Origin of the sequence: Streptomyces sp. NPDC048383, assembly GCF_040651775.1 — a bacterium.
Classification (GTDB): Bacteria; Actinomycetota; Actinomycetes; order Streptomycetales; family Streptomycetaceae; genus Streptomyces.
On the sequence record NZ_JBEZKS010000018.1, the window covers coordinates 24,360 to 45,069 of the forward strand.

Annotated in this window: 18 protein-coding genes; 6 read left to right on the forward strand and 12 right to left on the reverse strand. The window is 72.8% G+C overall.

Features of this window, described 5'->3' with window-relative positions; translation table 11 throughout:
* Nucleotides 1-10: 10 nt before the first annotated feature.
* The 8 genes from AB0D46_RS15085 to AB0D46_RS15120 all read right to left on the reverse strand — a co-directional run bounded on the left by AB0D46_RS15085 (nucleotide 11) and on the right by AB0D46_RS15120 (nucleotide 9,088).
* On the reverse strand, nucleotides 11-928 hold the full coding sequence (locus AB0D46_RS15085; RefSeq protein WP_362877755.1) for an ABC transporter permease subunit: 918 nt from the start codon (nucleotides 926-928) through the stop codon (nucleotides 11-13).
* Nucleotides 925-1,812 (reverse strand): ABC transporter ATP-binding protein, encoded by an 888-nt coding sequence (locus tag AB0D46_RS15090; protein WP_362877756.1) that lies wholly within the window; start codon nucleotides 1,810-1,812, stop codon nucleotides 925-927. The genes AB0D46_RS15085 and AB0D46_RS15090 overlap by 4 nt, the downstream gene beginning before the upstream one ends.
* Nucleotides 1,809-2,213 carry a GntR family transcriptional regulator gene (locus AB0D46_RS15095; RefSeq protein ID WP_362877757.1) on the reverse strand — a complete coding sequence of 135 codons (405 nt, stop codon included), beginning with the start codon at nucleotides 2,211-2,213 and terminating at the stop codon, nucleotides 1,809-1,811. The genes AB0D46_RS15090 and AB0D46_RS15095 overlap by 4 nt, the downstream gene beginning before the upstream one ends.
* Before the next feature lie 134 nt (nucleotides 2,214-2,347).
* Complete coding sequence (locus AB0D46_RS15100) at nucleotides 2,348-5,608, reverse strand: TIM-barrel domain-containing protein (protein ID WP_362877758.1); 3,261 nt, start codon at nucleotides 5,606-5,608, stop codon at nucleotides 2,348-2,350.
* Between the two features lie 197 nt (nucleotides 5,609-5,805).
* On the reverse strand, nucleotides 5,806-6,582 hold the full coding sequence (locus AB0D46_RS15105; protein WP_362877759.1) for a class I SAM-dependent methyltransferase: 777 nt from the start codon (nucleotides 6,580-6,582) through the stop codon (nucleotides 5,806-5,808).
* A 180-nt stretch (nucleotides 6,583-6,762) separates the two neighbouring features.
* Complete coding sequence (locus AB0D46_RS15110) at nucleotides 6,763-7,716, reverse strand: transporter (protein ID WP_362877760.1); 954 nt, start codon at nucleotides 7,714-7,716, stop codon at nucleotides 6,763-6,765.
* The gene (locus tag AB0D46_RS15115) at nucleotides 7,713-8,669 is read right to left on the reverse strand and encodes an ABC transporter ATP-binding protein (RefSeq protein WP_362877761.1); all 957 of its coding nucleotides are present in this window, start codon (nucleotides 8,667-8,669) and stop codon (nucleotides 7,713-7,715) included. Before AB0D46_RS15115 ends, AB0D46_RS15110 begins: the two co-directional genes overlap by 4 nt.
* Nucleotides 8,666-9,088: a GntR family transcriptional regulator gene (locus AB0D46_RS15120; RefSeq protein ID WP_362877762.1), complete on the reverse strand. Its 423-nt coding sequence runs from the start codon at nucleotides 9,086-9,088 to the stop codon at nucleotides 8,666-8,668. Before AB0D46_RS15120 ends, AB0D46_RS15115 begins: the two co-directional genes overlap by 4 nt.
* 246 nt (nucleotides 9,089-9,334) lie before the next feature.
* On the opposite strand from AB0D46_RS15120, the gene AB0D46_RS15125 reads away from it, so the two are divergent.
* Nucleotides 9,335-12,286 carry a serine hydrolase gene (locus AB0D46_RS15125; protein ID WP_362877763.1) on the forward strand — a complete coding sequence of 984 codons (2,952 nt, stop codon included), beginning with the start codon at nucleotides 9,335-9,337 and terminating at the stop codon, nucleotides 12,284-12,286.
* Between the two features lie 102 nt (nucleotides 12,287-12,388).
* Here AB0D46_RS15125 and AB0D46_RS15130 read toward each other — a convergent pair whose 3' ends face one another.
* On the reverse strand, nucleotides 12,389-12,961 hold the full coding sequence (locus tag AB0D46_RS15130) for an XRE family transcriptional regulator (protein WP_362877764.1): 573 nt from the start codon (nucleotides 12,959-12,961) through the stop codon (nucleotides 12,389-12,391).
* Nucleotides 12,962-13,086: 125 nt separating this feature from the next.
* On the opposite strand from AB0D46_RS15130, the gene AB0D46_RS15135 reads away from it, so the two are divergent.
* From AB0D46_RS15135 to AB0D46_RS15150, 4 genes are read left to right on the forward strand one after another with little or no spacing between them, the layout of a single operon-like run.
* Nucleotides 13,087-13,866 carry an ABC transporter permease subunit gene (locus tag AB0D46_RS15135; protein ID WP_362877765.1) on the forward strand — a complete coding sequence of 260 codons (780 nt, stop codon included), beginning with the start codon at nucleotides 13,087-13,089 and terminating at the stop codon, nucleotides 13,864-13,866.
* Complete coding sequence (locus AB0D46_RS15140) at nucleotides 13,863-14,579, forward strand: ABC transporter ATP-binding protein (RefSeq protein ID WP_362877766.1); 717 nt, start codon at nucleotides 13,863-13,865, stop codon at nucleotides 14,577-14,579. The genes AB0D46_RS15135 and AB0D46_RS15140 overlap by 4 nt, the downstream gene beginning before the upstream one ends.
* Before the next feature lie 52 nt (nucleotides 14,580-14,631).
* A complete protein-coding gene (locus AB0D46_RS15145; RefSeq protein ID WP_362877767.1) occupies nucleotides 14,632-15,651 on the forward strand; it encodes an NrtA/SsuA/CpmA family ABC transporter substrate-binding protein in 1,020 nt (339 codons plus the stop codon).
* Between the two features lie 60 nt (nucleotides 15,652-15,711).
* On the forward strand, nucleotides 15,712-16,821 hold the full coding sequence (locus AB0D46_RS15150; protein ID WP_362877768.1) for an aryl-sulfate sulfotransferase: 1,110 nt from the start codon (nucleotides 15,712-15,714) through the stop codon (nucleotides 16,819-16,821).
* 69 nt (nucleotides 16,822-16,890) lie between these two features.
* Here the strand turns inward: AB0D46_RS15150 and AB0D46_RS15155 are convergent, their stop codons facing one another.
* Nucleotides 16,891-17,091 (reverse strand): hypothetical protein, encoded by a 201-nt coding sequence (locus tag AB0D46_RS15155; protein ID WP_362877769.1) that lies wholly within the window; start codon nucleotides 17,089-17,091, stop codon nucleotides 16,891-16,893.
* A 261-nt stretch (nucleotides 17,092-17,352) separates the two neighbouring features.
* On the opposite strand from AB0D46_RS15155, the gene AB0D46_RS15160 reads away from it, so the two are divergent.
* Entirely contained in the window at nucleotides 17,353-18,948 is a 1,596-nt protein-coding gene (locus AB0D46_RS15160; RefSeq protein ID WP_362877770.1) for a phospholipase D-like domain-containing protein, read from the forward strand.
* A gap of 44 nt (nucleotides 18,949-18,992) precedes the next feature.
* On the opposite strand, the gene AB0D46_RS15165 is transcribed toward AB0D46_RS15160, so the two are convergent.
* Together AB0D46_RS15165 and AB0D46_RS15170 are read right to left on the reverse strand one after the other, a co-directional pair.
* Nucleotides 18,993-19,379, reverse strand: coding sequence for a hypothetical protein (locus AB0D46_RS15165; protein ID WP_362877771.1), 387 nt, complete (start codon nucleotides 19,377-19,379; stop codon nucleotides 18,993-18,995).
* Nucleotides 19,380-19,683: 304 nt separating this feature from the next.
* Entirely contained in the window at nucleotides 19,684-20,601 is a 918-nt protein-coding gene (locus AB0D46_RS15170) for a MurR/RpiR family transcriptional regulator (protein WP_362877772.1), read from the reverse strand.
* Nucleotides 20,602-20,710: the final 109 nt, after the last annotated feature.

A 20,710-nucleotide genomic window follows, 5' to 3' on the forward strand; every position in this document is an offset into this window, starting at 1 on the left:
CGCGCCGGCGTCAGCCCCGACGGGCGCGCAGGATGCGGAAGGCGGCGTGGAGGGCGAGGGCCGTCAGTGCCAGGACGGCGGCGGTTTCGATGAGTTGGGTCTGCCAGTAGTGCGCGTACGGGTGGTAGTCGACGTACCGGCCGGTGACCTGGAGGTCCGCGGCGCAGGACGCGAGGTCGCCGGACGAACTGTGGCAGCCCCAACCGGGCATGCGCTCGCCGGTGGCCTTGAGGAGGCCGGATTCCATCAGGAATGCGGATCGGGGCATTCCCATTTCCGGCCGTTCGGCGAGCGGGGTGGTGATGGTCACCGGGGGGAGGACGGACCAGCGCAGGAACCCGAACACCACGACCACCAGGCCCGTGACGGCGCCGGCGACGAGCAGGGCGGGCAGGGTGCGTCGGATCCACTGCCCGACGACGGCTCCGACGCCCACGCCGAGCAGGCAGTAGGCGACGACGACCGGTCCGGTCGCCTCGTAGGTGCCCCGGTCGGCCCAGGAGAGCTGATAATTGCCGGCCACCGGAGCCCAACCGAAGCGGTACACCCCGATCATGGCGGCCGCACAGGCGGCTGACAGCACCGCGGCGACCACGACCTTGGAGGCGAGCCAGGCCTTCGGCGTCGTCGACTGGGTCAGGGCGAGCCGGTACGTTCCGCTCTCCATCTCCCGGGCCAGCATCGGGCCGGCCACGAACGCGGCGATCAGCACCGGCAGGAGCAGCATGCCGCGCCCGGCGCCTTCCAAGGCGCTGGGCCGCAGGTCGTACCAGATGTTCGGATCCAGGGTGCCCCGCGGCGAGGACAGCACGCGCAGGGCGACGGCGACGACGAGGCTCGCGGCGACGGCGGCCGGCAGGGCCCACAGGGCGCGCCGGTGTTGGCGGACCGTGACCCAGTGGGGGCCCTTCAGGGTCAGCGCGCTCATCCCCGCACCGCCTCGGCGCCGGAGGGCTGGAGCACCAGGGGCGGGGCGTCGGGGGCGCGGAGATGCGCGAGCAGGAGTTCCTCCAGGGTCGGGTGCGCCGCGTGCCAGGTGCCGGTGTCGACCGGGCCGACCGGCCGTACGAGGCTGATCAGCTGTCGGCCGGTGGTGCGGGATTCGACGACGGTGTGCGCGGCGAGTTCGCCGGCGGCCGCGGCGGGGCCGGTGAGCAGGCTGTGGGCCGTGATGACGTCCTCGATGGGACCGGAGAGGCGGATCCGGCCGCCGTCGACGAGGAGCAGCTGGTCACAGGCCCCTTCGAGCTCGGTGAGGATGTGCGAGGACATCACCACGGAGGTGCCGTTCTCGGCGGCGTCGCCCATGAGGACGCCCATCAGCTGCTGCCGGGCGAGCGGGTCGAGGTCGGCCATCGGTTCGTCCAGCAGGAGCAGCGCGGGCCGCTTGGCCAGGGCGAGCGCGAGGGCGACGCGGGTGCGCTGGCCTCCGGAGAGCGTTCGTATGCGGGTGTCCTCGCGCAGTCCGCCGGCTTCGACGATGCGTGCCGCCTTCGCGGCGTCCCAGCGGTCGGGGTTGAGTTCGTGGCCCATGCGCAGGGTCTCGCCGATGGTGAGCTGCGGGTACAGGGGCTTGTCCTGGGCCACGTACGCCAGCGTCTCGCGGGAGGCGGCGACGGTGAGGGAGCCCTCGGTCGGGCGTTCCAGGCCCGCCGTGAGCGTGAGGAGGGAGGACTTGCCCGCGCCGTTGGGGCCCACGAGCGCGCAGACCCGGCCCGCGGGGAGCCGGAAGGAGCAGTCGCGCAGGGCCCAGGCCCCCTTCCGTCCGTAGCGCAGACCGAGGCCTTCCGCCTCGATCGCCATGTCGTTCACGCGTCGTCCCCCTTGAAGTGTTCGTCGAGCTCGAAGTGTTCGTCGAGTGCCGCGGTGAAGAGGGCGGCCACGTCGTCCCGCGCGAGGCCGGCCTCGCCGGCGCGCCGCGCCCAGTCGGCCAGTTCCTCCCACAGGGGCGAACCGGCGGGCGCGGCGCCCAGGGTCCGGCGGACGAAGGTGCCCATGCCGCGTCGCGCTTCGACGAGGCCTTCGCGCTCCAACTCCCGGTAGGCCTTGAGGACCGTGTTCGGGTTGATGGCGGTCGCCTCCACGACCTCGCGCGCGGTGGGCAGTTGATCGCCGGGTTCCAACAGGCCGAGCCGCAGGGCCTGTTTGGTCTGCTGGACGATCTGGAGGTAGGTGGCCATGCCGCTGCGCCGGTCGATGCGGTACTCCAGCACGCCCTCGCACCACCCTTTCACTAATGAAGTAGTGAAAGGGTGGTACAAGGCAGGGGTGGATGTCAACCTCACCTTTCAGTGCGGTGAGTTGGTGACCCGATGGAGCACCGGGGCGCCCCCGGCCGGGTGACGGTTCAGGGGGTGAGCGTCCAGCGCTGGGACGGGGTGCCGGTGCAGGTGGTCCGGGTGAGCCGGGTGCCGTTGGCGGTGCCGGACCCGGCCGGGGTGAGGCACTGGTCGGCGGTGCGCAGACTGCCGTCCGGGGCGGTCCGCCAGTTCTGGCCGGGACTGCCGTCGCAGCCCCGTACGGTGACCTTCGCCGGGTCGGCGCCATCGAGGCAGACCCCGGCGAGGCCGGTGAGGCGGCCGTCGGGATGTGACGTCCAGCGCTGGTTCGGGCCGCCGTGGCAGGAGTACAGGGCGGGCTCGGTGCCGGGGGTGGTGGCGCTGTGCGGGAGGTCCGCGCAGCGCGACGAGGCGGCGTTGACGAGGGTGACGTCGGCCGGGAGCGGTGCCGGCCGACCGGTCAGGGTGAGTTCGGCCAGGCTGGTCCAGGGTCCGCGGCCGCCGGCTTCGGTGAGGGCCCGGAGCCTGACGTAGCGGCCGGTCCGGGGGGCGAGGGAGACGCTCTGCGGGCCCGCGACGTCGGCGAGGGCCCCGGTGGCCGCCGGGATGCCCCAGTCTGCGGTGGAGTCCGATACGTACACCTCGTAACCGCCGATCCGGCCGTTGACGCCGCCGTCCTGGCGGGGCAGCACGCCGAGCCCGTCGACCGTGTGGCGGGCTCCGAGGTCGAGGACGATCTCGTGCGGCAGCGTGGCCGGCGCGCCGGTGGACCACGCGGTGTGCCAATGGGTGGCGGGGTTGCCGTCGAAGGCGTTGCGCGCGGCCCCGTTCTCCGCGGCGGCCTCCTGGCTGTCGGCGGAGACCAGGCTCCACCGCGACGGGTCCAGGGGCGGCGAGCCGGCCGGCACCGGATCGGCCGCCGGGACGGCCACCCCGGCGGCGGTGACGGTGAACGCCCCCGACCTCACACCGGACTTGACCCACAGGATGCCGGCGCGGTCGGACGGGTCGAAGTACCAGCCCGTCGTGGCCGCGTCGTAGGCGCTCCGGTCGGCGAGGCGGGCAAGGGGGGCGCCGTCCAGGGTGAGGGCGGTGGGTGCGGAGGCCACGTGCAGGCTGAACTCGTAGCCGCGCGAGGCGGGTTTGCCGGTGTAGTGGCCGGTGGGGGCGCCGACGGCGACGGTGACCGAGCCGGTTCCGGTCGTGGGGGCGGTGACGTCCACGCGCTGGCGGGCGAAGGCGCCCGACTCGTGGGCCCGGGTCAGGCCGTCGTCCTCGTAGAGGGTGAAGGTGGAGGCCCCGCGCGGGTGGATGTCGTAGGTGAGGGTGGAGACGGGCTTCTCGCCGGTGTGGTTCATCTGCGGCCACATCGGGACGATCGCGCCGCCCTTCACGAACAGCGGCAGGGTGTCGAGGGGCGCCCGGTAGCCGTTCAACCAGCCCGGTCCGGCGTACGTCCGCCCGCTCCAGTAGTCCGTCCAGGTCCCCGCGGGCAGGTAGATGCCGTCGCGCACCGAGGTGTCGGAGACGACGGGCGCGACGAGGAAGGAGTCGCCCGCCATGAACTGGCCGCTGGTGGCGTTGCCGCGGGCCACCGGGTCGTCGGGGTGCTCCAGCACGAGGGCGCGGGTGCTGGGCACGCCGCTCTCGTGGGCGACGCGGCTCATCGTGTACAGGTAGGGCATCAGCCGCATCTTCAGCTGGAGGTATGTGCGGTTGATGGACAGGTACGGTTCGGCGAACCGCCAGGGCTGCTTGTCCTGGTAGCCCGCCGACGGGCTGGTGGCGCCCCAACCGGACATGGTCATGAAGGCCGGGGTGAAGGCCTTCCACTGGAGGTCGCGGACGTACGTCTTCGGGCTGCCGCCGAAGATGCCGTCGACGTCGCCGGCGGCGTGGTTGAGGGCGGAGAGGCCGGCTCCGGCGAGGGCGGGGACGTGCCAGCGCATGTCGTCCCAGGTGCCGTGGGTGTCGCCGGTCCAGACGACGGCGTTGCGCTGGGTGCCCGCCCAGCCGTCGACGGTCCAGACGTAGCGGCGGGCGTCGGAGTTCTTCTCGATGCCCTCGACGGCCTGCCGGACCCCGTCGAAGGCGTACTTGTAGCCGCCGCCGATCCACGCGACGTCCGTCTTGACGCCGCGGCTGCCGGCCTTGCCGACCTCTTCGGCGATGGACCCCAGGCCCGTGGACGTCCACAGGCCCGTCCGGAATCCCTTGGCCGCGAGGGCGTCGACGGTGGACTTCAGGGGTGCGGTGTAGCCGCACCCGTAGCCGTCGTTGGGCAGGAACCAACCCGAGGGCATGTCGGCGGCGCGGGCGTCGGTGGCGTAGCCGACGACATCGGGGGTGCTCTGGTGCCGAAGGCGGTCGTGGCGGCCCTGGTAGTCGGGGTTGGAGGCGTTGAAGCAGTCCGCGTTGCCGAGTTCGAAGCCCCACAGGGGCGCCATGAAGGGTTTGCCGCTGACGTCGGTGTACGCGTCGAGGACGGATTTCAGGGAGTCCCCGGTGAAGTACCAGGCGTCGAACCGGTCCTCGTCATGGGTGAGGGCGGTGGGCGCGTCGAAGGCGTACGAGCCCGGGGCCCAGGTGTTGCGCATGACGCCGTAGCCGTTGGTCGACATGTAGAAGGGGGCCGGGCTGGCGTTGTCGTTCTCGCGCCACGTGTTGTCCACGGCGACGGGCACGGTCTTGCCGCGCAGCGCCCATTCGCCGAGCCGTAAGCCGGTGCCGTAGAACTGTTCGTCGGCTCCCCGGGCCAGGTACTGGGTGGTCTTTCCGCCGCCCCAACTGGTGGGCCGGGTCTCCTGCCAGATGAGGGTGGAGTCGTCGGCGCGGTGGACCGAGAACCGCAGGGGTGACTTCTCGACGCGGATGGAAACGGCCGCGGTGGTGATCCGGTGGTGGGCGCCGGCGTCGGTCCAGTCGGCGTTCACCGGGCCGAAGTCGGTGGTGGGCGCGAGGTCGGAGCCGGCCGGGTCGTCGGTGAAGGAGCCGTCGGGCGAGATCCGGATCCGGAAGACGTCGGCGCGGGCGATCGTCACCCGGGCCTTGGCCCCGCTGGACGTGCTGATGGTGAAGGCGTTGCCGGCCCGGGTGATCCCGGTGACGTCGCCCGCCGTCACCGTCGGGGCGCTCGCGGCCCGGGCCGGTACGGTTCCCGCCGCGCGGGCGGTCGCCGGGCCGACGGCGGCGAGTCCCGCGACGGTTAGGGCGGCGGCCAGCAGGGCCTTGAGCGGGGCCCGACGGCGGGGGCGGGCGCTCCGGCGCGGGGGCCGGGGTGGGGGCGAGGGTGGGGGGACGTGCCGGTCGCGCCTGGTGTTCGGTGTCATCGGGCAGCTCCTCGTGCGGTCCGGATCACGGACACACCGCTTTGGCATGCTCCCGGCAACATAGCGGTCCCGAGGGTCCGTTTGAAGGAAGTTGCTCGAAGTCGTCTCGTACCACGCACTTTTGAGCACTTCACGCAGACGTGCTCGCCCCCGTCCGCCCCGGGGAGCCGTTGCGACGGCTCCCCGGGGCGGATCGCTCAGGCGGCGGTGACGCGGATCTTGGACTGGCCGTGACCGAGGTGCTCCCAGTCCTCCATGAAGCGGGCCCGCAGACCGTGCTTGGCCGCGAGGTCCACGAGGGTCTGCGTGCGGTAGTAGAAGTCCTCGCGCAGGACCTGGTGTTCGACGCCCTCCGTCCGGTCGAAGGTGAAGTCGAACCGGCCGCCGGGCGCCAGCACGCGCCCCACATGGGCGAGGCATTCGTCGATGATGTGCAGCGGCGAGTGCGAGAAGACGCTGTGAGCGTGCACCACGTCGAAGTGGTGGTCGGGAAGGAAGTCCAGGGTCAGGTCCTGGGTGATCGTCAGGTGCGGCAGTTTGGCCTGGAGTCCGCGGCCCGTCAGGGTCTGCTTGGCGGCGATGAGGATGTCGGGCGATATGTCGATGCCGTAGTAGTGGCCCGCGTCCAGGTGCTCGATGAAGCGCCAACCGGCCCGCAGGTTGCCGCAGCCGATGTCGAGCATCCGGTGCCGGGGCGTCAGGCCGTGCTGCACCAGGTAGTCGAACTGCATCTTGCCGAGCGCCAGCCACCGGTCGTGGCTCTGGCTGCCGACGGCCGCCTCCGGGTTGCGGCCGGTGTCGGAGGCCATGACGGCGCGGTAGTACCCCACGTGGTCGGGGTGCTTGAAGCGCAGCCAGCCGTCCCGGGCGGCCCGCCGGACGTACGGGGCGATGCGGGTCGGGTTGCCCAGCGCGTAGCGGACCTTGTGCCCGACGCCGGCGCGGTTGGCGGTGAGGTTCTTCTTGGTGGCCATGAGGGGTCCCCCCTGGGGTACGGAGAAGAGGTGCGGGGTGGTGCGGCGCACGCCGTGCGGCCGGTCGGGCCGTACGGCGGACAGGTGATGGGGCGGTTCGGGTAGGGCGGTCGGCGGCGCGGTCAGGCGGTCGGCCGGTAAGAGGGCCCAGCCCCTACCGCGCCTCGGCGCGGGCGGCCGTCAGGCGGTGCGGCGGCGCAGGACGGCCAGCGTGACGGCGATCAGGACGGCCGCAAGGCCCAGGTAGAGCGCGGTGTCGATCCACTGGAAGGTCCAGAAGTCGCTGCTGGGATAGACCTTGTGGTAGCGGCTGGTGAAGCCGTTCTCGTCCATGCACTGCTGGGCGTCCCACCCGGACGTCTGGCACCATTCGCCGATGGAGAACTCCCGGCCGTCCGGCGTGCGGTAGCCGAACTCGCCCGTGGACCAGGCGCTGCCGACGAGCCGCTTGGGCGTCATGCCCGGCGTGATCCGGACCTCCGGGTCGATCCAGGAGGTACGGAAGTAGGTGACCGCGAGCATGGTCGTGCCGATCACGCCGAAGGCCGCTCCCATGGCCGGTAGCACCTTGCCCACGAGCAGCCCCGCGAGGGTGCCGACGGCGAGGGCGAACAGGGCGGTGGCGAGCGGGGCCGGTCCGGTCGCGTTGTAGACGACGGCGTCGTGCCAGTAGGGGCCTTCGAGGGTGTTGGCGATCGGCAGCCACCACCAGGCGACGAGGGCCGCGAGGACCGCCGAGGCCAGCAGGGCGAACAGCGCCGCGAGGCCGAAGCGGGCGGCGAACCAACCACGCGGGCCGACGCCCTGGGTCAGGGCCACCTTGAACGTGCCGCTCTCCAACTCCCGGCCGATGAGCGGGGCGCCCCAGAACACGCCGATGAGGGCGGGGATCGTGAACCCCAAGGTGCCGAGCATGCGGATGCCGTCGACGTTGCCGTTCATGATCTCGTAGGTGGCGACGCCCTCGCAGCCGCCGTTCCACCCCGGGCAGGGCACCCACCCGTACTCCTCGATCAGTTGCATCATCCCGGAGCGCTGGTACGCGACCCAGACCGCGCAGCCGACGAGCAGGGCCGTGGCGGCCAGGATCAACAGCCGCTGCTGGCGCCAGGCCAGCCAGAGGGCGCCCTTCATGCGGCGACCTCCGTCGTCGTGGCGTCGGTGTCGGCGTCGGCGTCGGCGTCGCCGACGGTGGGTCGCGGTGAGCGCAGGTGAGCGAGCAACAGGGTTTCCAGGGAGGGGGTTTCGGCGATCCACCGGTCGCCCGGTGCGAAGGGGGCGCCGGGGGACGTACGGACGAGGGCGGTGACCTGACGGCCACTGGCGGCGGCGTGCACGACGGCGTCGCGGTCGAACGCGCGCGGCAAGCCGTCCGGCTCCATCGGGTCGGCCCGGCCGGTGAGCCAGGTGTGCGCGTCGCAGAGTTCCATCACGTCCCCGGCAAGCCGGACGGCGCCGTCCTGGAGGAGGACCACGTGGTCGCAGACGTCCTCCATCTCGGCCAGGACGTGCGAGGACATCAGGATGCCGGTGCCGCGTTCGGCGGCCTCCGTCATCAGCAGGGACATGACCTCGTGCCGGGCGAGCGGGTCGAGGTCGGCGAGCGGTTCGTCCAGCAGGAGCAGGTCGGCACGCTTGCCGAGCACCAGCGCCAGCGCGACCCGGGTCCGGTTGCCACCGGAGAGGGAACCGATCCGGGCGCCGAAGGATACGTTCCCCTGGCGTACGAGCCGTTCCGCGGCGGCCTGGTCCCACTGGCCGGGGTTGAGCCTGCGGCCCAGTCCGAGGGTTTCCTCGACGGTGAACCCGCTGTGGAGCGGTTTCTCCTGCGCGAGGTAGGCCGTGCGCCGGCGCGCCTCGCGGGTGCCGGGGGCGGCGTCGAAGACACGTATGCGCCCGCCGGTCGGGCGCATCAGCCCGACGGCGAGTTGGAGCAGCGTGCTCTTGCCCGCGCCGTTGGGGCCGACGAGCGCGGTGATGCGCCCGGGGGGCAGTTCCAGGTCGCACCCGCGTAGGGCCGGCCTGCCGCGGAACTCCCTGCGGAGGTTCGTCGCCCGTAGTGCCGGCGCGTGGGTCGGATCGCTCACGCCGTTTCCTCTCTCGACGTACCGGACCCGTCGGGTCCGGAGGTGCTGAAGCTGTCGTCCACGGCCGCCGCCACGAGCGCCGTGATGTCCTCCCGACCCAGACCCGCCTCGCGCGCCCGGAGCATCCAGGCGGCCAGGGCCAGGCGCAGCGGCGAATCGGCCGCCGCGCCGGGGTGGGACAGGGACCGGCGTACGAAGGTTCCGGCGCCGGGGCGCGGCTCCACGAGCCCCTCGCGCTCCAGCTCCCGGTAGGCCTTGAGGACGGTGTTCGGGTTGATGGCGGTCGCCGCGACCACTTCGCGGGCCGTCGGCAGCCGGTCACCCGGTTCGAGCACACCCAGGCGCAGCGCCTGCTTGACCTGGGTGACGAGCTGCAGATAGGTGGCGACGCCGCTACGACGGTCGACTCGGAATTCCATCAGCTCCACCTCATTCCACTAACACGTTAGTGGAATAGTGCAGGGTGGAACGGTGATCGTCAAACCCCGGCGGCGGAGTATGACCGAACGGTCACAGCTTCCGGCGCGGGGAACGCGGGGGCGGGAACGCACATCTAGGGATGCGGCGGGCTCCGGAGGAGCGCGCCGACGTGTCGGCAAGAACCGGCCGGTTCGGCGCCGCGGGAGCGGCCCGACCGGTCGTGAGCAGCAAGGTGGGCGCTGGAGATGAAGGCGGAATCGGTGGCGGGCGAGGCGACGGCGGCCGGCGGCGACGGAGCGGCGGGTTCGGGGTCGGGGTCGGGGAACGGAACGGCCGCTCCGGCCCCGGACCGCACCCCGCGGGACACCCCGGCGCGGGAGCACGCCGGGGAACGGACCCCGACCCCGGGCCAAGCGGAGAACACCGACGACGGGGCGAACACTTCGCAGGAGCGGGCGGGTTCTCCACGCCGGGAGGACAACGCCGGGGACCCGTCAAGGACCCCGACCACGACCCCGACCCCGACCCCGACCGAGGCATCGGCGCGACAGGCTCGGAGTTCGAGCCCGGCCGACGCTTCCGGGCAACCGACCGACGCCGACGACGCGCAGGACACGACCCCGGGCCCCGGTGACGAGGCCGCGCCGGCAAGCACCCTGGAGGCCGACGCCGAGGCGGACACGCCCACCGACTCCTCCACCGCCGGCTCTCACGCGGATGCGGACACAGGAGCCGACCCGGACGCGGGTGCGGACCCGCACCCGAGCGTCGAGCCCGACCCGGGTGCCGACACGGACGCGCGCGGCGACGCGGGCACCGACAAGGCCGCCGACGCCGACGCGAGCGACGACGCGAGCAACCACACAGGCACCGGCACGCCCCCGGATACCGCCACCGACGCGGGCGGCCCTGCGGACGACCGCGCGGGTGGCGACGCGGACACAGAGGCAGAGGCCGACGTCGATGCGAGCGGCGACGCGGGCGCACGCGGTGCGGACGCAGAGGCAGAGGCCGACGCGATCGCCAAGGCCGACGCCGACGCGAGCGATAACGCGGACGCGGACGTCGACGCAGAGGCCGACGCCGACGCGAGCGACACGCCTGCCGGCGTCAACGCCGACCGGGACGCGGGTGCGCACCCGGACAGCGCCGAGCCGCGCGCGGGCACGCCGGCCGACGCCGACCCGAGCACCATCGCCGCTGCCGAACCGGACCCGAGCGCGAGCGCGGACCCGGACCCGAGCGCGAGCGCGGACCCGGACCCGAGCGCGAGCGCGGACCCGGACCCGGACGCCGCCGCACCGGCGGACGCGGACTCCCCGGAGCAGGCGTCCGGCGGCTCGGCGGACACCTCCCGGGACGGAGCCGGCGAGGCGCGGCCCCCGGTTGAACCGCCGCAGAAGCAAAGGGCGCCGGCGGCCGACTCCGCCACCGCAGCCGGCGCCCGCACCGAGCCCGACGCCGCCGAGCGGGGTGCCGACCACGCCGACGCCGCAGGATCGCGAACCCCGGCCGACACCGACGCCCCCACCGACCCCCGCACGGCCCTCCGCAGCCAGAACGACGCCCCCGACTCGACCCCCGCAGTCGATGCCCGGGCCGACGGGACCGACTCCGGCACCCCGAAACCCGAGCCGGAACCCGACCCCAAGGGCACGGACCCCGCCTCCGCGGACGCCGATGCCACCGACCCCGAAGCCGGCGCCGCCGACGCGGCCACCGCCGACCCCGCGCCCGCCCCCGCGCACGAGGCCCCCGAACCCGCCGACGACCCCGAGCGCACCAGCACGTTCCTCGCGCTCAAGGACCACCGCTCGGGCCGCGCACCGGCGGCCCCCGCGCCCGCGCGGCCCGCTGTCGCATCCCCGGCGCACCAAGCGCCCCCCGCGCCGATGCCCCCGCTCGACCTGCTGGCCGAGCTGACCAACACCGCTCCCCCGCCGGAGACCCCGCGTCGCACGATCACGCGCCGCGTCAAGGTGTGGACGCCGATCGTGCTGCTGCTCGGCGCCGCCGCCGTCGGGGGGCAGTTGCTGCGTCCCCTGCCGGCGCCGCAGCTCGTCGCGAACTCGACCACGTACGCCCTGGAGGGCAGCACGCAGATCCCCTGGCCCGCCAAGGGCCAGGCTGCGGTGCGGGTCCCGGGCGCCGGCGACGTCGGCTCGTTCGGCGAGCAGAAGCCCGTGCCGACCGCCAGCGTCGCGAAGGTGATGACCGCCTACGTCATCCTCAAGGGGCATCCGCTGCGCAAGAACGAACCCGGTCCGCGCATCGAGGTCGACGCGGCGGCGGTGGCGGACGGTACCGCCGAGGACGAGTCGCGCATCGAGGGGTTGAAGGCCGGGACGACCTTCAGCCAGCAGGACATGCTGAAGATGCTGATGATCCCCTCGGGCAACAACATCGCCCGCCTGCTGGCCCGTTGGGACACCGGGACCGACTCCACGGACGCGTTCGTCGCGAAGATGAACGCGGCCGCCAAGGAACTCGGGATGAACGACACCACGTACACCGATCCGAGCGGGCTGGACGCCGGTACCGTCAGCACGGCCGCCGACCAGATCAAGCTGGGCGAGGCGGTGATGAAGGAGGAGGCGTTCCGCGCGGTCGTGGCGATGCCCAACGCGACCATCGAGGGCCTGCCGAAGCCGATCAACAACAACAACGACAACCTGCTGCTGGCCAACGGCCTGAGCATCAAGGGCATCAAGACCGGGTCGAGCACGCCCGCCGGCGGCACCCTGCTCTGGGCGGCGTACAAGACGGTCGGCAGCGAGACGCAGCTGATACTCGGCGCGATGATGGAGCAGCGGGTGGACGGCCCGGACCCGAACGCCACGAAGGCGCTGGGGCTGGTGAAGGAGAACAGCCGGAAGGTCATCGAGGCGGTCCGCAGCGCGCTGAACTCCACGACGGTCATCCGCAAGGGCGAGCTCGTCGGGCACCTGTCGGACGGCCTCGGGGGTTCGACGCCGTTGGTGGCCACGAAGGACGTCAACGTCATCGGTGTACCGGGGCAGGAGCTGCGGCTGTCGCTCGCCCCGGGCTCCAAGGCCGTTCCGCACGAGGCGAAGGCCGGTACCGAGGTCGGCGTGCTCACCGTGGGCGAGGGCGATGGGGCGAAGTCCGTGCCGGTCGCGGTCGGGAGCACGCTGGACGGGCCGTCGTTCGGCGCCCGGGTGACGCGCCTGTCCTGATCACCGGGGCACAGGCACTCTCCCTGGCCCCGCCCCCACCCACGGCCGTTCGGACGGCGCGCGCCACGCGCCCGTCCGGACGGCCGAACGCGCCCGCCCCGCCTATCCGTTCGCGATGACGAGCAGGGTACGGGCCGGCGCCGTGCGCCCGCCGAGTCCGCAGCGGTGCGGGATCTCGCCCCGGTGGTGGGCGCTCTGACCGGCGCGCAGGACGAGCGGTTCCTCGCCCTCGACCTCCAGGACGATCTCCCCCTCCAGGACGTAGAGGAAGTCCTCGCCGGGGTGCTCGAACCAGCCGCGTTCGCCCCGGCCGGCTTCGAAGTGGTGTTCGTAGGCCTCCATCAGCCCGCTGCTCCCACCGGGGATGAGCACCCGGGCGATCTGCCCGGCGGCCTCGCTCACGCGGATGACCTGCGGATCGCTCTCGTGGCTGACGACGCCGGGCCGGTCGGGGCGGCGCAGGAAGGTTCCCGGCGCTACGTCGAGGGCCTCGGCGATGCGGTAGATCGAGCTGAGGCTGGGCGTGGCGAGTCCGCGTTCCAGTTGGCTGAGGAAGGGTTGCGAGAGGCCCGAGCGGGTGGCCAGTACGGCCATGGAGACGCGGCGGGCGGTGCGGCAGCCGCGGATCGCCCGCCCGACCTCGATCGCTTCGGGCGTGGGTTCGGGTCGAGACACGCTGGTGAACGTACCCCATCGCCGATCTTCGCCCGGGAGGCCCCGGGAGGTTTCGCACCGTTGCAACACCCCGTTCATAAGCGTGGTCAATTATTGACCTCACTTATCAACGAAGGAGTCCTCGCGTGCAAGCCACCCCCTCACCCGTGGGCCGGGCCCTCGGCCGGCTCGGGCCCGCCCTGGGCGCGGCCGGCGCGGTGCTCGCCCTCTGGTCACTGGCCGCCTGGTCCGGCGCGGTGGCACCGGGGCTGCTGCCCACCCCCGTCGAGACCGTCGCGGCGCTCGTCGACAGCGCCCGCAGCGGGGTGCTGGCCACCGACCTGAGCGCCAGTCTGGCCCGGGCCGGTCAGGGCTTCGCCCTCGGCGCGGTGATCGGGGGCGCGCTGGGCTTCGCGACGGGCTACCTGCCCCGGCTGTCGGCGGCCGTGACCCCGGTGGTCTCCTTCCTCCGGCCGATCCCGGCGATCGCGCTCGTCCCGTTGGCTACGGCCTGGTTCGGGATCGGCGAGAGCGCGAAGAGGCTGCTGATCGCCTACGCCGTCCTGCTCGCCGTCTGGCTGTACGTCCACGACGGGGTGTCCCGCGTCCCGGTATCCCACCTGCGGGCGGCCCGCTCGTTGGGGGCGCCACTGCACCGGCGCTTCACCGAGGTGCTGTTGCCGGCGGCCGCCCCCGCCCTGCTCGCCGCGCTGCGCTACGGCGCGTCCGTGGCGCTGCTGGCGCTGGTCGCCGCCGAACTGGGCGGCGCGGACGCGGGGTTGGCGTACCGACTCCAGGTGGACGGACAGTTCCTGCGGGTGGACAGGATGTTCGCGGGGCTGCTCGTCCTCGGGTTGCTCGGGGTGGCCGCGGACCTCGTGCTCGCCGCCGTGGGTCGCCGCTTCGTGCACTGGAGCGCGCCATGAGCCTGACGGTGCGACTGGAGGGACTGTCGGTCGGCTACGGCGACACCCCGGTGTTGGAACCCACGGACCTGGAGTTCCCCGCCGGTTCGTTCACCGCGCTGCTGGGGCCGAGCGGTTGCGGCAAGTCCACGGTGCTGAACACGGTGGCCGGCTTCGTCCGCCCGGCCGCGGGGCGGGTGACGGCCGGACCGGACACCGTACGGGGTCCGGGTCCGGACCGGGGCGTGGTCTTCCAGCACTACGCGCTGTTCCCGTGGCGCACGGCCCGCGGCAACGTCGAATTCGCTCTCAAGCGGCTCGGGTTGAGCCGGGCCGAGCGTCGCGAGCGGGCCCTGGCAGCGCTGGAGGAGGTGGGGCTGGCCGACGGCGCGCAGAAGTACCCGGCGCAACTGTCGGGAGGCATGCAACAGCGCGTGGCACTGGCCCGCGCCCTCGCCGCGCGTCCCGAAGTCCTACTGATGGACGAGCCGTTCGGCGCACTGGACGCGCTGACCCGGGCCCGGATGCAGGGCCTGCTGCGGGAGCTGTGGCGACGCAGCGGCACCACCGTCCTCTTCGTGACGCACGACATCGACGAGGCGCTCGCCCTCGCCGAGCGGGTCGTCGTCCTCGGCGGCTCCCCCGGCCGGGTCCTGGCCGACCACGCGGTGACGCCCGGTCCGCCCGACCCCGACCTGCGCGCGCTGATCGCCCGGCGACTCGGCGCCGGCTGAGCGCCGCGACGATCCACGCCCCTCCACACTCCCCCTCGGAAGGACCCGAACCATGCCCGCAGCCCGATCCGTTCCCGGAACCCGCGCGGTGGCCGCCGTATTCCTGGCCTCCCTGCTGTGCGCGCTCGCCACCGCCTGCGCCGGCGGGGCCGGCGCCCCCTCGACCTCCGGCGGGCGCCTCGCGGTCACCGTGGCCGGCAGCGACCACCTGGGCGGCGCCCCCGTCCACATCGCCGAGGAGCGCGCCCTGTGGGCCGCCGAGGGAGTCGACGCCACCGTCACCACCCTGCCCACCGGCCGCGACGCGCTGAACGCCGTGCTCGGCGGCCAGGCGCAGCTCGGGATCGTGGGCGACCTGCCCGCCGTGACGGCCGCGTTGAGCGGGCGCGACGTACGGATCGTCGCCGACCTGTCGCGGTTCTCCGACTGGCGGCTGCTGTCCGCGACCGACCGCGGGATCAGCGGTTTCGCCTCGCTGAAGGGCCGCAAGGTGGGGGTCCCCCGCGGCACGAACGTCGAGTACGCCCTGAGCCGGATGCTCGCCTCGGCGCAGCTGACCGCGGCCGATGTGACCGTCGTCAACCTGGCCCCCAACCAGGTCGCGGCGGCGCTGGCCCGCGGGGACGTCGACGCCGGAGTCACCTTCCCCAGCTTCTACGGAGCGGCCCGCACCGCGCTCGGCGGCCGCTACGCCGAACTCCCCTTCACCGGATACACCGCGCGGACCCTGCTCGTCGCGGGCCCCGCCGCGAGCGACGAGGCCGTGACGGCGGTCCTGCGTACGGTGCTGCGCGCCCAGCAGGCATCGACCGCCGACCCGGCGGCCGCCCGGGCGGCCCTGGTGGCCCAGTCGAAGGGCGCCCTCCAGGCCGCGTACGTCGACGCCTTCGAGCCCCGCTACACCTACGGCGCGAGCCTGTCCGCCGAGTTGCTGACGCAGCTGACGGACGAGGCCGCCTGGGCCAAGGCCATCCAGTCCCTGCCCGGCGACGCCGACCGGAACGCTCTGCTGGGCCGGTTGCGTCCGGGCCCGCTCAAGACCGTCGACCCGACGGCCGTCACCGTCGGCTGACGGTGACACCGCCCCTCACAGCGCCCCACGACTGATGAACACCCACCTCAGGAGCTCCCCATGACCGTCGACCAGAACACGCTGCGCCGCCGCGGGACCGGCCTGCGCGCCCACGATCCCGAGCGCAGCCACGGCGGCTACACCCTCTACACCCCGATCACCGGGAACGGCGAGATCCACCTCGTCGACATCGAGGGCCGCCCGGCGCACACCTGGAAGTCCCCCCACCCGCCGGGTCGCCAGGCCCAGTTGCTGCCGAACGGCAACCTCTTCTACGCGGCCAAGGACACCTCGGGGCCGACCCTCTTCCCGATCTGGGACGTCTACCACGGCGGCATCTTCCAGGAGCTCGCACCCGACTCCACCGTGCTGCGCGAGGTCCGGCACCCCTTCCACCACCACGACGCCTCCGTGCTGCGCAACGGCAACCTGCTCATCACCGTGGTGGAGCCGCTGTCACCGGCCGACGCCGCCCGCGTCCGCGGCGGCGTCCCCGGCTCGGAGGCCGCCGGCGGGGTGATCTACGGGGACGTGGTGTACGAACTCACCTGGGACGGGGAGACGGTGTGGCGCTGGGCCGCCATCGAGCACCTCGACCCCGAGGAGGTTGCGCTCAACCCGCACTTCGCGCGTGAGCACTGGCCGATGGCCAACACCGTCAACGAACTCGCGGACGGCGGCGTCGTGATCGGGTTCCGCAGCGCGTCCACGACGGTGGCCGTCGACCGGGCGGACGGCTCCGTGCGCTGGCGGATCGGCCCCGACGTGCTGGCGCAGCAACACCATCCGCACGAGCTGCCGGGCGGCACCGTCCTGGTCTTCGACAACGGGACGTACCGCGACACCACCTCCGTGCCGTACTCGCGGGTGCTGGAGCTGGATCCGATCACGGGCGAGGAGGTGTGGGCGTACGAGGACAACCCGCCGCAGAACTTCTACAGCCCGTACATGTCCAGTGCGCAGCGGCTGGCGAACGGCAACACGTTCATCGCCGAGGGTTCCTTCGGGCGGCTCTTCGAGGTGACGCCGGAAGGGGACGTGGTGTGGGAGTTCGTCGTCCCGGAGTTCGGCGCGTTCAGCGACGGTACCGGTTTGGAGTCCTCGCGCGGCGCCCAGAACTCGGTGTTCCGCGCCTACCGGTACGGGGCCGAGCAGATCCCCTGGCTGTGAACGGCGCACGGCCGGTCCCGCACCCCGGTCACCCGGGGTGCGGGACCGGCCGGAGCCGGTGCGGCCTCGTCAGTTGTTCGAGCCCACGGTGTTGTCGTGACCGGCGTTGAAGACGTCGTCCGCGGCGAACTGGAGCCAGTCACCGAAGACGAGGTTGTAGCTGGGGCCTTCCGGAACGGTCACGGTCACGTCGGCGCTCGCGGCGGACGCGCCGGCGAAGAGGAGGGCGCCGGTGGCAAGGACCGTGAGGACGGAACGGACAGATCGCATGGATCCACCTTTCGAAAGGGAGGGAACAAGGAGAGAAGGTAGGCAACCGACGCCCGGCTGTCCCGGCGCCCGACCGCGCGGCAGCGAGTCCCATCCGAATGGACCAGCCGTGCGGAAGCCGCTCGGGGGGGGTGGCCGGAAGCAGACCCACCGGGGTGAACACAGGGCTACGGGCTGGTAACTTGCGCGAGTTGATCAAGGCCGGGGGGTCCGGTTGCACCCTGCCGCCCGGCAGAGCCACCCCCCGAGCAAGGAACCACATTGGCCCGCACCGTCCGCACGACGGCCCTCGCCCTCACCCTCTCCGCCGCCCTCCTCCCCGCCGCTCCGGCCTTCGCCTCCGACGCGCCCACGCCCCACCTGGACTCCATCGAGCAGACCCTGCGCCAGGTCTCCCCCGGCCTGGAGGGATCCGTGTGGGAGCGCACCGCCGGCAACCGGCTGGGCTCCTCCGCGCCCGGTGGCGCCGACTGGCTGCTCCAGACGCCCGGCTGCTGGGGCGACCCGTCCTGCGCGGATCGCCCCGGCACCCGCAGGTTGCTCGACAAGACGCGGGAGGACATCTCCCAGGCTCGGGAGAGTGTCGACATATCCACTCTGGCACCCTTCCCGGACGGCGGTTTCCAGGACGCGATCGTGGCCGGGCTGAAGGAGGCCTCGCGCAAGGGCAACCGGCTACAGGTCCGCGTCATGGTCGGCGCCGCGCCGATCTACCACGCCACGGTGCTGCCGTCCGCGTACCGCGACGAGCTGGTCGGCCGGCTCGGTCCGGACGCCGCGAACATCACCCTGAACGTGGCGTCGATGACGACCTCGAAGACGGCGTTCTCCTGGAACCACTCGAAGCTGGTCGTGGTGGACGGCGGGTCGGTCATCACCGGCGGCATCAACAGCTGGAAGGACGCCTACCTGGACACCGCCCACCCGGTGAGCGACGTCGACCTCGCCCTGTCGGGTCCCGCCGCGGGCTCGGCCGGCCGGTACCTGGACACCTTGTGGGACTGGACCTGTCGCAACAAGGGCAACTGGGGCTGGAGCGCCGCCTGGTTCGCCTCGTCGAACGACGCGGGCTGCCTCGCCACGCTGCCGCGGCCCGCCGCGCCGACCGCGGGGGGCGACGTACCCGTCCTCGCCGTCGGCGGTCTGGGCGTGGGCATCCGACAGAACGACCCGTCCTCGACGTTCCGCCCCGTCCTGCCGACCGCCCCCGACACCAGGTGCGGCATCGGTCTGCCCGACCGGACCAACGCCGACCGGGACTACGACACGGTCAACCCCGAGGAGAGCGCCCTGCGCGCGCTGGTGGCGAGCGCCACCGAGCACATCGAGATCTCCCAGCAGGACGTCCACGCGACCTGCCCGCCGCTGCCCCGCTACGACGTCCGGCTCTACGACGCGCTCGCGCGGAAGCTCACCTCGGGGGTCAAGGTCCGCATCGTCGTCAGCGACCCCGCGAACCGGGGGCCGGTCGGCAGCAACGGCTACTCGCAGATCAAGTCCCTGAACGAGGTGAGCGACGCCCTGCGCGGCCGACTGACGGCGCTGACCGGCGACGAGGGCCGGTCGAAGGCCGCGATGTGCCAGAACCTCCAGCTCGCGACGTTCCGCTCCTCGGACAGCGCGACCTGGGCGGACGGCAAGCCGTACGCCCAGCACCACAAGCTGGTCTCGGTGGACGACTCGGCCTTCTACATCGGCTCGAAGAACCTCTACCCGTCCTGGCTCCAGGACTTCGGCTACGTCGTGGAGAGCCCGGCGGCGGCGCGTCAGCTGGCGAGCGGCCTGCTGGCACCCCAGTGGCGCTACTCGCAGGCCACCGCCACGTACGACTGGACGCGCGGCCTCTGCCAGGACTGACCGGCGACGGCCCGGGGCGGTGGGGCCGGGGGGCCGTCACAGCACTAGCGCTTGCGCTGCGCGGGGGTGTTGACGAGGAGTGCCTCGGAGACCAGGCGCACGCCCCGTGCCAGTCGGCCGAGCTGTTCGAGTTCGATCGCGTACATCCGGATCGTGTTCTCGATGACCGTCTCGGCCATGCCCATCATGGGCAGCTCCGCCCGACTGGTGTGGAGGGCGACGCGCACGGCCCGCATCTCGTGCTGGAGCTGGAGCTGCACGTGGCGGGCGAGGAGGGCGTGGTGACGGGTCAGGGTCAGATAGCCGCCGTAGCGGGCCGGGAGGAGGTCGCGCAGCCATCGGGTGGCGGTGCGTTCCCAGTCGTGCGTACCGGGGCTCTTGACCTGCAGGGGCCAGTCCGGGCTGCGCGTGAGGGTGGCCGTCTGGGGCATTCTCGTCACTTCCGAGGGGTGTCGAACTCTGATCGAGACAGTGCTGGGGGCGGCCTCGGCCCAGGGGTTGACCGAGGCCGCCGGGGCGCCTTGCGGGATCCGAAAGCCTGACTCGACACCCGGTCGCACCGTGAGGAGGAGCGGTGTACAGGGTGTCCGTTCGAGGGGGACGTGGGGACGTCACCCTTGGCATCTGATGGATCCGGAGCGCCGCCGTCAGTAAACATATATACCGTCGAGTAAGCAAGGGTATGAAAAATTTCATGCACCTGCCGGCACTGAATATTTTTGGTCCGACCGGACCCTAGAGGAAGAAACCGTGCTGGTCGGCGACCTGCTCGTACTGTTCGAGCCGGGCCTGGGTCCGCTCCGGATCGGCGTCGGCCATCGCCTGGAGCAGGGCGGCCGAAAGCATGCCGGGGGCGGCGTACGAGTCGAAGACCAGCCGCGAGCCCGTACCGGCCGTCAGGACCACCTCGGCCTCGTCGACCAGGGGACCCAGGGTCGGGTCCGTGATCAGGACCACGCGCAGGCCCGTGCTGCGGGCCGCCCGCAGGGCCGCGAGGGTCTCGTTCGCGTGCCGGGGCATCGCGAAGGCCAACACCCAGCTGCCGCCCGCGGCCCGGGACTGCAGCAGGGCGTCGTAGGCGACGCTGCCGCCCCGGGTGACCAGGCGGACGTCGGGGTGGATGCGGCGGGCCGCGTACGCGAAGTACTCGGCGAGGGAGACGGAGATCCGCAGGCCGAGCACGGTCAACGGGACGGAGCGGGCCAGCTCGCGACCGATGTCGAGCATCTGGTTGGTGTCGGCGAGCAGCCGGCGCACGTTCTCCAGGTTCTCGATCTCCGCGTCCACGGCCGCCTGGAGCTCGTTCTGGCGGATCTGCTCCCGGCTGTCCGGGGTGCCCGCGACGGCGCTGAGCGCGATCGGTTGCAGGACGTCGCGCAGGGCCGGGTAGCCGCTGAATCCGAGGGAGGCGGCGAAGCGGGTCACGGAGGGTTGGCTCACCCCGACCCGCTCGGCGAGCTCGGTGATCGACAGGAACGCCGCCTCGGTGAGGTGGTCGATCAGGTACTGCGCGATCCGCCGCTGGCCCGGGGAGAGCCGGTGCCCGTCGAAGAGCGCGAGGAGACGGTCGGCCGGCGGCCTGACCTGCTCCGGCGCCCGTCCGCCCGGCGTGATCGCAGCCGCCTGGGCGCGTGCCTGCTGCCCCGATGACACCGGCGGGCCTCCTTCTCACGTCACTCGTGTTCCAACATAGCCCACGCTCCGTGTCCGGTGATCAACTCCCTGGTCGGGTACCGCCGCGCCCGGGGGCGCGGCGGCGTCC